Source organism: Pseudidiomarina aquimaris, assembly GCF_003987395.1.
Classification (GTDB): Bacteria; Pseudomonadota; Gammaproteobacteria; order Enterobacterales; family Alteromonadaceae; genus Pseudidiomarina; species Pseudidiomarina aquimaris.
This window is the reverse complement of the sequence record NZ_PIPT01000009.1, coordinates 66,446-78,783: the sequence shown is the minus strand read 5'-3', so window position 1 is coordinate 78,783 and position 12,338 is coordinate 66,446. Positions and strand designations below refer to the sequence as shown.

Genomic DNA, 12,338 nt, shown 5'->3' with positions numbered 1-12,338 from the left:
GTGGTCCAAGCCTATTGAGATGTTTCTGTCATGGCTTCGATCGCCGACCACACGGACGGCCAATCGGTAACTGTGCGTAACTCAGCGTTACCAATCGCAGTCGGTAACACCAGTCGTAGCGCACCAGCCTGAACCTTTTTATCACGATACATCAGCTCTTGCCACCGTGTTTCCGCTAGCTTAGGGGCACGAATCGGCAGCGCAAATGTCTTTAGCAGAGTCTCGATACGAGTAACTGCCGCGGCGTCTAGCTCGCCTTGCTGGCGCATATACTCGGCCGCAATCATGGTACCAGCGGCGACTGCTTCGCCATGACGCCAATCTTCATAGAGTTCGGCCTCGATTGCGTGCCCGAAGGTATGGCCAAGATTAAGCAACGCGCGCAGCCCTTGTTCACGCTCATCCTGGGCGACGATATCGGCTTTGATCTGGCAGGAACATTGGATTGCGTAGCTGAGTGCTTTGCTGTCGCGGGCATTTAGCTTTGCTTTATTGGCTTCGAGCCAGGCAAAAAAGTCAGCGTCGTAGATAATTCCGTACTTGATCACTTCAGCGAGACCTGAGGCGTAATCCCGGGGCTCAAGTGTACTCAGACAGTCGGTGCTAATCACCACCGTCTGCGGCTGATAAAAGGCGCCGATAAGATTCTTACCACCGGGATGATTGACGGCCGTCTTACCACCAACCGATGAGTCGACTTGTGCCAGTAATGTGGTTGGGAACTGATAGAGGTCAACTCCGCGCTGGAAGGTCGCGGCGACAAAACCGGCTAAATCACCTACCACACCACCTCCGAGAGCAATGATCGCGCAATCTCGATTAAAGCTGTGCGCGATCAGCGCGTCCATGATAGCGCCATAGCTCGCCAAGCTTTTGGCATGCTCACCATCCTCGATTTCATGGATTAAAAAGGTATGTTCGCCCCCTAGGGATGCCAGTACTGGCTCTAGATAGTGTGCAGCGACGGTGGCGTTAGTAATAATACAGATTTGCTTAGGGAGCTTGGGAAGGAGCTGCGACAACTGTTCGAACAGTTGCCGACCGATGTAAATTGGATAGCTACGCTCTGCAAGCCCAACACGTATGCGCGATAAGTTATGGTCGGTCGCTTGCTTCGCTGTCATGTGCCACTCCGTCGTTAGAGGCCTACTTGTTCAATAATCTTGTCGACCACAAACTTAGCACTTTGCTCGTCGGTGCGCACCACTACATCAGCGATTTCCTCGTAAAGTGGGTTGCGTTGTTCAGCTAATTCTTCGAGTACCGCACGCGGGTCGTCAGCCTCAGCAATAAGTGGGCGACGTTTGTCGCGCTGCGTACGCGCGAGTTGTTTTTCGATGGGAGTTTGTAGATAAACCACAATACCGCGTGCCGATAAGCGATTGCGACTTTCTTTACTTAAGATCGAGCCGCCGCCAGTGGCTAACACAATACCCGTGTTCTCGGTCAGTTCTTCGATAACTTTTTCTTCTCGCGCACGAAAGCCTTCTTCGCCTTCGAGCTCAAAGACCCAGGCAATGTCTGCACCGGTACGGCGCTCGATTTCTGCATCCGAGTCGAAAAATTCGAGGTGAAGTTGCCGAGCTAACTGTCGACCAATGGTGCTTTTGCCTGCCCCCATGGGGCCCACTAAGAAAATGTTACGTTTTTCAGCCATATCTTTGCTTTACATCACTCGTTTAATAGCTGTGACTCACGGAATCCGGAGTGTCTGTTTGACCTTCCTTAACCCAACCAAAAAGAGGCGGGATTATCGCAAGTCACAGCCATTTAAGCAAGGATTACGGCGTCGACATTACAATCCGTGGCGTTACAAAGATAAGCAGTTCACGCTTTTCATTGATTTGACTGTCGCTACGGAACAGCACGCCAACGTATGGGATGTCGCCCAATACTGGAACCTTGGTAATGTCATTCAAGATTTGTTGTTGATAAATACCGCCCAGCACAATGGTCTCGCCATTCTCGACCAATACCTGCGTACCAATTTCTTGGGTATCGATAGAGACCGCAGGACCGGTTGGTGTTGATACTGTTTCACCACGCGTGTTCTGGGTGATAACCAAGTCCATAATAACGCGGTTGTCTGGGGTGATTTGCGGTGTTACCTCAAGCCCGAGTACGGCCTTTTTGAACTGTACCGAGGTTGCACCTGATGATGCACTTTCCACATAAGGGATCTCGGTACCTTGTTCGATGTAGGCCTTCTTCTGGTTCGCTGTGGTAATCCGCGGACTGGCGATGACTTCACCTTTATTCTCGCGTTCTAAAGCCGAGAGCTCTAGGTCGAGAATACGGCCATCAGCGAGTTTGGCAATTTGGAAGCCAATAGTTGCTGCTGGATTAGAGACCGGTAAGTTAACGTTCAAGTCAGTCGACGTGTTGGTGTTCGAACCCCAAAGGTCAGGGCCGCCAGCATTGTCGTTGCCGATACCCCAGTTGATACCGAGTTCGTCACTGATATTGTCACGTACCGTTACCATCCGTGCTTCGATGACCACTTGCTTGACCGCTACGTCTAAGGTTTTCACCATCGCTTCGACTTCTTCGATCTGACGAGGTGTATCGCGCACTAGCAAAGTGTTGGTGCGTTCATCGACGGTAACTGCACCACGCTCAGATAGTAAGTCGGAGCTTTCATTTCGTAGAATCGCAGCGATATCAGCGGCTTTCGCATAGTTGATCTGAATATAGGTACTTTCCAGTGGAGCGAGTTGTGATAAGCGCTGTTTCGCTTCCAGTTCCTGTGCTTCGCGCTCAGCAAGCTCGTCCGCAGGCGCAACAATGAGAATGTTGCCATCAAGGCGCTTGGATAGGCCTTTTACACGCAAGATAGTGTTCAGCGCGCGCTCCCAGGGAACATTTTCAAGGCGCAAGGTGATATTACCCGACACTGACTCGCTGGCAACCAAGTTCAAGTCATTCTCGTTAGCTAGGATTTGCAGCAATTGACGTACTGGAACATTCTGGAAGTTCAATGAAATAGGACGTTGTGAGCCATCATCGACCACAACCTCCATCGGCTCTTCAAACTTGAGGTTCAAGGATCCATCGATTTGCTCAAGCTGATGACGGAACGCAGTCTTACCGGTAATCGTAATGACAGCATCACCGCCCTCGCGGAAGGTTTCAATGTGCGCAATAGGGGTTGCGAACTGGCTGACATCTAACACGTAGAGCAAGTCATCGTCGATGTCGGTGTCATAGAGCGTCAACTCTAGACGGTTGCCGCGCACGCGTGCCTCATGGTCAATTCCTTCATCACTAAGGTTAACGCGCAATAACGCAACGTCATCAGGCAGACGGGTAAAGTCGATGTCGTTAATACGCGGACCGGCATCGTCCATGCTGCGCTGCTCGGCAGCAGAGGTGGTCACAACAGCTGGTTGCGGCTCTGCTTCGTATTGTTCAGGTGCTTCGGTGACCGGCGCTTGCTCTGGTTCAGTGGCAGGTGCGCTTGGCTCGGTCGTTGTTACTGCTGCGGTTTGCTGTTGTCCACTGGCCTCGTCACTTTCGACGAACACCAGTACCATGACGCCTTCGTAGCGACTCATTAAATGCTCGAGTGGCTGGGTCGTTTCAACACGTAATAGCGTGTCTTCACGTTGTTGTTCAATGGTAACGTTGCGTAGCAATGGGTGGTTGGCGAGCTGCTGAACGCCATCACCAAGTTCATTTGCCGTTCCCATGAGCAGAAACTCATGCACCAAAGGGTTGTCACTACGTCGAACAACGGGCGCCTTCACTGCTTCATTAAAATGCACTTCTAAGTTGAAGCGATCGTTAGCCAGTGGAATTTGTTCGATACGTACTAGCTCGTTTGCGCTTGCCAGCATTGGCAATAGCAGTGTGAGCATCAAGAAGCGGATTGCGTACGTCATAGATCTGAACTCCCTTGTGTACCCGGTAGGCGCAGTGCGGTATCTCGTTGTTGCCAACAGCCATCACCGGCTGGAACCCATTCAGTTATCATTATAAATTCTGGGGTAATTTGTGTAACTTGACCTAAGTTTAGGCCCATATAATCTCCCATCGCAACGCGATAGAGGCGACCTTGATTGGTACTCACTAGTGCAACCTGACCTTCGCTATTGGTGCGCATAGAGCCTACCAAGGTGAACTGATCCAAGCCTAACGACTCAAGCTCTTCACGTTCGCGTTCAAGGTTGGGCTGCGGACAACCCGGTGTATTCTGCCCTGGAGCTGGCGCATTGAGTGGCGCTGGCTCAAAAGGGTTGCGAAAATTAGTACCGGTGTAGGTGACGCGCTCCAATTCAGGCATCTCTGGTAAAGGCGGCGCGGTTGGAACCGAACTGGTTTTTACTTGTTCTGTATACGCAACCAAATCTTGCTGGCTCGCTTGGCTACAAGCGGTGAGCAGTGTTGCTGTGCAAAGTATGAGTGGCCAACGTTTCATCATTGCTCAGCCCTCAAGGTTTTCTGGCGATAGGTTTCGGCAGTAATATTCAAGGTCAGCGCGCTACCGAAATCACCCGCTTGTAAGGTGAAATCCTTCACGTTGATGATCCGATGTAAGCCAGCTATTTGACCAATAAAGTCACCAATTTGATGATATTCGCCACTTAAATCGATACGAATGGGTAGTGCTGTATAAAACTCACGCGGTTGCGCTTGTAACCACTCAATACGGTCGAACTCCAAGCCACTGCGGGTGCCGACTAAGGTTATGTCATCCAGCAGGCGCGCGGTTTCATCGTCTGATGGCAGCATATCCAGTAAGACTTCGAGATCTTTATTCAGCTGTGCCAGCTGTTCGCGATAAACCGGTAGATTTACCGCTGTTTGATACTTAACGCGATAGTCATCTTTAAGTTGCTGCTCTTTAGCTTGTTCACGCTTGTAGGCGCCCCATTCATCGGAGAGCAAAAAGTGATAGGCCAACCCTAAACATACGATCACGAGCAGCAGCAGCGCTCCAAACCGAAATGGTGCGGGCCAAAACGGAATTTCATTAATATCGAGTTCACGTAGGTTCATCGATTTACTCATGATGCACCTCCATTTGCAGGCGTTGGCCCAGTGCCCGGTTTACGAATTGATACGCTCAGTGAAAATGCGCTGTAGCGCGTTGGGCCTTCAGTTTCGCCGGCATCCGATGAGATTTCGCGTAACACCGGATTCACAAAAGTATCAGACTCGGTCATCGCACGAAGGAATTCGGATACGCGGTTGTTTGATACTGAACGCCCTCGCAGACTTAGCTGATTCCCGCGCTTTTCAATTTGCATAATGTGTACGCCGTCGGGAACGCGCGCAGACAATTCATTAATCACGCGAATTGCGGTATTGCGATCTTGATGCAACGACTGAATCAATTCCATACGGTTCACGATGTCGTCTTTTTTCTCATTGATGTCTTGAATCTCAGCTATTTGGGCATCAAGAATCGTAATTTGCGACGTCAAAAACTGATTACGTGCACGCTGTTGTTGTTGGAAGTCTTGGATGACTTTGTAAGCAATAAAAACCAACAACGCTGCTATTGCGAGCGCGATAAATGCTTGAATGCCAAACTTTTGCTTGGCGCGTTGGCGCGCTATGTCGCGCCATGGGAGTAGGTTTACGTGTGCCATTCTGTAAAGCTCCGTAACGCTAATCCCAAAGCCTCAACAAACCGAGGTCCGTGGGGGGTTAAATGTTCCAATTTACTTGGCAAGGGAAAATGTTCGAATGGATTCAAACTGATCACTGGATAGTCAACTTGCTCGGCGAGCATGTTGGCGATCATAGGCAGCATGGCACCGCTGTTGACTAACACAATACCTGCAAAGTCTTTTTTGGTCGCGTTACTGCGATAGATTTGCATGCCGCGACTGACTTGTGCCCACATATTGCCCAAAAAGTCCTGTAGTACCAGTGGTGAAAACTCATCGGTTTCATCGGCGCGTAGTTTCGCGAGTAGTTCGCCATGGTCCACTTCGCCATCATTATCGAGCGCACTGATAAGACTGCTCAGGCCACCACTTTGATAGCGTGTGTAGATAACTTCACCGCCGCCGATGACAATCATCTGCACGGCTGCGCCACTGATATCGAGAACTAAAAGCGGTAGCTTGTGGTCATATAAATCGGGATACAAATGCGGCATGACATGGTCACAGGCGCGCAGGATCGCTTGATTGTCGACATCCATAATACGAACTTTGAAACCAGCCTCTTCAAGGGCTTGCACGCGCGTATCAACACTCATGGTTCGGGTTGCAGTTACCAGAACACGTTGTTGACCCGGCATGGTCGGATGCTCGCCGAGGCTTTCGAAGTCATAACGGACTTCAGCTAGCGGATACGGAATCAACGCTTCGGCTTCAGTTTCAATTTTCTCGGAGATGGCTTCGTCATCGAGTTCCAAAGCGACAGCGATTTGCTTTGAAATCGCTTGGCTACCGGAAACAGAACTTACGACATCGAGTGCGCGCGTACCCAAAGCTTTTCGAGTTTGCTTTAAGGCGCGTGCAACCTTGTCAATGTCAGTAATTTCATCGTCGGTGATAAGATTCTTGGGAAGTTGCGCCTCGGCGACACGCACAATCTCATAGCTGTCGCCTTGTGGTACAATTTCCACTGCTTTAATCGCATCAGTTCCGATATCGATGCCTAGACCAGGTTTTTTACCTAGACCAAACAGCCCCATAATGTTCTCCCAACGGGAATTGTAAATGGCTTATAAATTTTTGTTTTTCTTGCCACTTGCTGCGCACGACAGAAAGGTAAGACTAATGTAAAGAGCATAGCAGTTTTTTCAAAATGCATAGGAATCGTTACTTTACTTTCTATAATAGGCAGCAAGATATAGCAACAGATTGCAGCATATATTGCAATGTAAAGAACTCTTTATAAGATAGCACTAGATCCAAAAAAGGATAAATTTGTGAAATTCCTTAAGTGGCTAATGTATAGCCTAGTTATTGCATTTGTACTAGGAACGTTGACGGTCGGCGGATTGTACTTGTACTACCAAGACGAAATGCCAACTGTGGCAGAAATCCGCGATGTGCGTCTGCAAACACCGATGCAAGTGTACTCTGCAGACGGCGAAATGATCGCGCAATTCGGCGAAATTCGCCGTATCCCTGTCACTCTAGAGCAAGTGCCACAACCGCTTATCGACGCGTTTTTAGCCACCGAAGACAACCGCTTTTATGACCATTTTGGTATTGACCCGATTGGTGTAGGACGTGCTTTTTTCCAATTGTTTACCACCGGCGATATCCAAAGTGGTGGTAGTACGATCACGCAGCAGTTAGCACGAAATGTCTACTTAACATTGGAGCAAACCTGGACGCGAAAAATAAAAGAAGCGTTCATCGCGCTGCACATCGAGCGACACTTAGAGAAAGACGAAATTCTAGAACTCTACCTCAATAAAATCACCTTTGGCCATCGTGCACACGGTGTCGGTGCGGCAGCACAGGTCTATTATGGTAAAGACTTAAATCAATTAACACTCGCTGAAATGGCGATGATTGCCGGCTTGCCAAAAGCCCCATCGACGATGAATCCAATTTCACGCCCTGAGCGCGCGCGCGACCGCCGAGCGGTGGTGCTGGGCCGGATGTTAGCAGAAGACAAAATAACCGAAGCTGAGTACCAAACCGCACTAGCTGCACCGATCAAAACCAAAGTGCATGGTGCCGAAGTGACCATGGCTGCGCCTTACTTGGCGGAAATGGTGCGCGCTGAAATGGTCGCTCGCTATGGTGAAGATACTGCCTATAACAGTGGTTTAAAGGTCTACACAACGGCCAGCGCTAAGCAGCAGCGCGCGGCACAGCGTGCCGTTCAACAGAACCTGCATGGCTACGATGAACGTCACGGCTATCGTGGTGTTGAAGCGCAGTTATGGCAGTCAGACACCACGCAACAAGCGCCTGAGCGCGAAGCACTCTTGGAACAGTTGGCGAGCTTTGAGAGTATTGGCTTAACGCGGCCTGCGGTGGTTTTGAGTACCACTGAGCGCGACGCGCAGATACTTTTCGCCGATGGCGAAGAGGCGTTCTTGCCATGGGCTGGCATGGCTTGGGCTCGACCGTTTATGAACCAAGAACGCCAAGGTGCTGCACCTGAACAAGTACAAGATATCTTTACTGCTGGTGCGGTGATACGGGTGCGTTCGACGCCACAGGGTTGGCGCCTCGCCCAAGTTCCTGAACCGAGTGCCGCGCTGGTTGCGTTGCGCCCCAACGATGGCGGTATTGCCGCTGCCGTAGGTGGCTACAGCTTTGCCGTAAGCCAATTTAACCGTGCGGTGCAGGCGGAACGTCAGGCCGGTTCAAACATCAAGCCGTTCATCTACTCGGCTGCCTTAGAAAATGGCTTCACGCTTTCAACCTTGGTCAACGATGCGCCAATCAACCAATGGAATCCCGGCAGCGGTATCGCTTGGCGGCCACGTAACTCGCCTGATGTGTATGAGGGGCCCATTCGGGTCCGCGAGGCGTTAGCGAAGTCGAAGAACGTCGTTTCGGTGCGCTTATTGCGTGCAATGGGCGTTGAAACGGTCGTGAATCACCTCACCAAGTTCGGTTTTGACTACGATGAGTTGCCGCGCAACGAATCGCTCTCGTTAGGTTCTGCCTCAATGACGCCGTTAGAGGTCGCACGGGGTTATGCGGTATTTGCCAACGGTGGTTATTTGGTTGAGCCGTACTTTATTGAAAAAATTGTCGATGCTGAAGAGCAAACCATCTATCAAGCACGGCCCAAAGTCGCTTGTGTCGAATGTGAAGCAAAAGATCGTGACGTTTTACCTGCGCCACAAGTGATCAGCGAACAAAATGCTTTTTTGGTCACCCAAGCGATGAATTCAGCGGTTTGGGGCGGCGGTAGCTGGGCCCACAAAACCGGTTGGAACGGTACCGCGTGGCGTATTCAGCGCTCGCAAGCAATTAATAATAAGGCAGGGCGTAATGTTGCCGGTAAAACCGGTACCACCAATGACGTGAAAGATACCTGGTTCTCAGGCTTTGTCAGTGGCTTGGTAGCGACCGGTTGGGTTGGCTTCGACAACCTCGAACGAGCCCTCGGTAGCACCACTATGAATAGCAACCTCAATAGCGATGAACAGCCCATTTCAGGCACCGAAGCGGGTGCGAAAACGGCTTTGCCAATGTGGATTGATTTTATGGAAACGGCTGTTGAAGAAGTTGCTGCGGAACCGTTCGATGTGCCACCCGGCTTAGTCTCAGCGCGGATCGATTTAGCTACTGGCAAGTTGAGCCGGGCAAACGACTACACCACACGGTTTGAGTACTTTATTCCTGGCACGGCGCCAACCGAGTATGCAGACACCAAGTCGTCGCCGACCGTGTTTGGTGACGACGACTCGATTTTCTAGCGTTAGACCTTTTTACTCAGGCGGCTCAGCAACTGGTTAAGATCAGACTGTACGCCGCCTGCAGTCACCTCTTTACCGGCACCAGGACCACTGATAACCAATGGCATTTCGTGATACCAATCGGTGTAAATCACGAAAATATTTTCGCCGGGAATCAAGTTGGCGAGCATGTCGCCTTCCGGAATATATTCGATACCCACGCGAGCGCGCACGCTGTCGTCGTCTTGTACCGCGAAGCTGGCAAGTAAGCGCGGCACTTTTCCGGTTTTTTGTGCGTCTTGATAAAGGTCCTGCATACCATCGTCGAGCTCTGGCAAGCGTTGCATAAACTCTTCCAGTGGGATCTCGGCAAGATGTTCTGGTAATAAGCTATCGACATCGATATCTTTCCAGTCCAAGCGCAGGCCAATTTCGCGCGCCAAAATCAACAACTTGCGAATGATGTCTTGGCATGACAAATCTTCTCGCGGATCGGGTTCACTCAAACCACGTTCTTTCGCTTCACGCACTAAGTCACTGAAGTTCACCTCGGCATTGAAGTTCTCAAAGAGCCACGACATGGTACCCGAGAAGATACCGGAGATACTGCGGATGGTGTCACCAGAGTTACGTAAATCATTCAGGGCGTAATTCAGGGGTAAACCTGCACCCACCGTGGTGTTGTAATACCACTCTCGCTCATACTCGCGCTGGATGGTCCGGATCTCGTTATATTGGCTCTCGCTTGAAGCACCGGCGCGCTTGTTAGCGCTAATAATATGCAAGCCGTTGGCGAAGAAACTTGGATACAGCTGCGCGACCGCAATGGCGTCGGTTAGATCGAGCATGACCAGTTCATCATACGGCGCATTAGGCAGTTCCGGAATCAATTGACTCATTTCGTAGGGGCGCGCCAAACGCGCAAAGTTGTCTTGCCAGTCGGTTAAATCGAGGCCGTTATAGTCGAGCCACATCTGTGTCGAATTCAAGATGCCAATCACCCGTACGTCCATTTGCTCGTTGATGCGCTCGCGCAAACGGCGGTAGAGCGCCAACCAAGCACTACCAATATTTCCGCGACCGACCACGACCACGCCGAGACTGCGGCGATGGTTGAACAATTGACTGTGAATACGATTGAGCAAGCGGTTATCGAGTTTTTGCTCGAGAATGGCAACCACCGCATTGTTATCTGGGGTGAGCGCCAAGCGACGAATCGCTTGTTCGCCGGTTTCTTGCTTGAAAGTAGCATATTGCTCGGATTCTTGGATGCGATTGCCGACGAGAGCCAGCATTGAGTAGCCGGTGAGTTTACTGGCACTGTTCTTCACGTCTTGTGCCTCAAGCCAACGCTCCATAAACTCTAAATGGTTTTGGTGGTAGGCATAGTAGGCATGATGCTGCGCGACTTCGTTCCAGCTGATCAGCGGGGTCAGATCGAGATCTTCGAACGCTTGCACGAGCTTGGCATCGCGCAAATCAACACGGAACAAGACCACTTCAGACAACGCCGTAAGTACCTTGCCGCTCGGCTCAGTGTCTTCGTACTGACCAATACGGGTTTGTTGGTTTTCGACCTTCAAGCTTGAACGCACGGCAATCACCATGCGTTCACGGTTCACAGGCTGGAAGGTGCGTGGGTGCAACACTGGACTGCCCAAGCGTGCGAGCTCTTCGGCTTCACGCCAATCGAGTATGGGCAAGCTGACCACCCGCTCGACTTTGCGCGGATCAGCAGAGTAGACACCGGCAACGTCTTTCCAAATGGTGACCTGCTTCGAATCGATTAAGCTCCCCACTAAAGTAGCCGAATAGTCACTACCGTTACGGCCCAAAATTAATGAGCGGCCACTAGGGTCAGCGCAGATAAAGCCAGTAACGATAAAGCGCGTACCCGCATGCGGAGCGATTCGGTTCAGCAAGCCGTTACGTGAAATTTCGGTGCGAATAAAGGGTTCCGGGGCATCGTCAGCGACCAAAAAGGTGCGAGCATCGATGTAGTCGGCTTGCGTGCCCTGTTGTTGCAGCAATGCGGCCAGCAGGCGCGCCGACCAAAGTTCACCATAAGACAAAAGCTCGGGACGATTGTCGATCACCTCGCCACCGTCGAGCCAGTTCCACCAACGTTTAAAGTCCTGTTGCGAGGCTTCAAGGACGCGTGCTTGCTGCTCACCACTGAGTAATTCAGTGATCAGTCCTTGCTGATATTTCTCGAGCTGTTTTAGCAAGACTTCAGCGATGCCCAAGTCATCATCATCTGCGGCGTTCTGCTTGGCGTCGATAATTGCCAAAATGCGGTTGGTGGTATCGCCCGCTGCGGAAACCACAACGAGATCGCTAGCGCCAGCATATTCAGTTACGATGCGTGCTACGCGGCGATAACAGTAGGCATCAGCAAGGCTGCTGCCACCAAATTTATGTACTTGTACTTGTTCAGCAACCGCGTGAACTTGCGCGTCCGAAACCTCTAATTGCATGATGCGTCTGCGTTCTCCAACGTTTTGGGCGAAAAATGGCGATTATACGACCGCACTTACCTAGGATAAAGACCCGTTAAAGGTACTTTTACGCAAGGTTAGCAGATCACAGCCGTATAGACAGCTAAGCGTATAAAGTTGACTGTACCGCAGACGCTAGTACAATTCATCACATTATGTGGGGTTTTCAATAAGAAGGTGCAGTATGGAGTGGGATGGCGAGTACATTTACCCGTATGTCGAGCATGGTCAAAAAAGTGAGAAAGTGAAAAAAATCACGGTTTCAATTCCGACCCGAGTGTTAAAAGTACTCACCGATGAGCGCACCCGTCGCCAAGTGAAGAACTTGCGCCACGCGACCAATAGTGAACTGCTCTGTGAAGCTTTCTTGCATGCGTTTACTGGGCAACCGCTGCCAGAGGACGATGATTTGCGCAAAGACAACCCGCATAAAATCCCAGCTTCAGTGCGTGATGAGCTGACCCGTCGCGGCTTGCCTATCCCTGCAGAAGAAGACCTCGACTGAG

The 12,338-nt window shown here is 50.8% G+C and carries 10 protein-coding genes; 2 read left to right on the top strand and 8 right to left on the bottom strand.

Annotation, left to right across the window (positions count from 1 at the left end):
- Positions 1 to 11: 11 nt before the first annotated feature.
- The 7 genes from aroB to pilM form a co-directional block, all read right to left on the bottom strand.
- Positions 12 to 1,124 (bottom strand): 3-dehydroquinate synthase, encoded by a 1,113-nt coding sequence (aroB, locus tag CWE21_RS11405; RefSeq protein ID WP_126834578.1) that lies wholly within the window; start codon positions 1,122 to 1,124, stop codon positions 12 to 14.
- 14 nt (positions 1,125 to 1,138) lie between these two features.
- Positions 1,139 to 1,657 (bottom strand): shikimate kinase AroK, encoded by a 519-nt coding sequence (gene aroK, locus CWE21_RS11400; protein ID WP_126834577.1) that lies wholly within the window; start codon positions 1,655 to 1,657, stop codon positions 1,139 to 1,141.
- A 124-nt stretch (positions 1,658 to 1,781) separates the two neighbouring features.
- Positions 1,782 to 3,881, bottom strand: coding sequence for a type IV pilus secretin PilQ (locus tag CWE21_RS11395; protein ID WP_241970288.1), 2,100 nt, complete (start codon positions 3,879 to 3,881; stop codon positions 1,782 to 1,784).
- Positions 3,878 to 4,420, bottom strand: coding sequence for a pilus assembly protein PilP (locus CWE21_RS11390; RefSeq protein WP_126834576.1), 543 nt, complete (start codon positions 4,418 to 4,420; stop codon positions 3,878 to 3,880). Before CWE21_RS11390 ends, CWE21_RS11395 begins: the two co-directional genes overlap by 4 nt.
- Positions 4,417 to 5,010: a type IV pilus inner membrane component PilO gene (locus CWE21_RS11385; protein WP_126834575.1), complete on the bottom strand. Its 594-nt coding sequence runs from the start codon at positions 5,008 to 5,010 to the stop codon at positions 4,417 to 4,419. The genes CWE21_RS11390 and CWE21_RS11385 overlap by 4 nt, the downstream gene beginning before the upstream one ends.
- The gene (locus CWE21_RS11380) at positions 5,007 to 5,594 is read right to left on the bottom strand and encodes a PilN domain-containing protein (RefSeq protein WP_126834574.1); all 588 of its coding nucleotides are present in this window, start codon (positions 5,592 to 5,594) and stop codon (positions 5,007 to 5,009) included. Before CWE21_RS11380 ends, CWE21_RS11385 begins: the two co-directional genes overlap by 4 nt.
- Positions 5,582 to 6,652 carry a type IV pilus biogenesis protein PilM gene (gene pilM, locus CWE21_RS11375; protein ID WP_126834573.1) on the bottom strand — a complete coding sequence of 357 codons (1,071 nt, stop codon included), beginning with the start codon at positions 6,650 to 6,652 and terminating at the stop codon, positions 5,582 to 5,584. Before pilM ends, CWE21_RS11380 begins: the two co-directional genes overlap by 13 nt.
- A gap of 237 nt (positions 6,653 to 6,889) precedes the next feature.
- Here pilM and CWE21_RS11370 point away from each other — a divergent pair, with 237 nt between their 5' ends.
- The gene (locus CWE21_RS11370; protein ID WP_126834572.1) at positions 6,890 to 9,355 is read left to right on the top strand and encodes a penicillin-binding protein 1A; all 2,466 of its coding nucleotides are present in this window, start codon (positions 6,890 to 6,892) and stop codon (positions 9,353 to 9,355) included.
- Between the two features lie 2 nt (positions 9,356 to 9,357).
- Here CWE21_RS11370 and metL read toward each other — a convergent pair whose 3' ends face one another.
- The gene (gene metL / locus CWE21_RS11365; protein ID WP_198675123.1) at positions 9,358 to 11,811 is read right to left on the bottom strand and encodes a bifunctional aspartate kinase/homoserine dehydrogenase II; all 2,454 of its coding nucleotides are present in this window, start codon (positions 11,809 to 11,811) and stop codon (positions 9,358 to 9,360) included.
- Between the two features lie 205 nt (positions 11,812 to 12,016).
- On the opposite strand from metL, the gene metJ reads away from it, so the two are divergent.
- On the top strand, positions 12,017 to 12,337 hold the full coding sequence (gene metJ / locus CWE21_RS11360; RefSeq protein ID WP_126773087.1) for a met regulon transcriptional regulator MetJ: 321 nt from the start codon (positions 12,017 to 12,019) through the stop codon (positions 12,335 to 12,337).
- The last annotated feature ends 1 nt before the right edge of the window (position 12,338 follow it).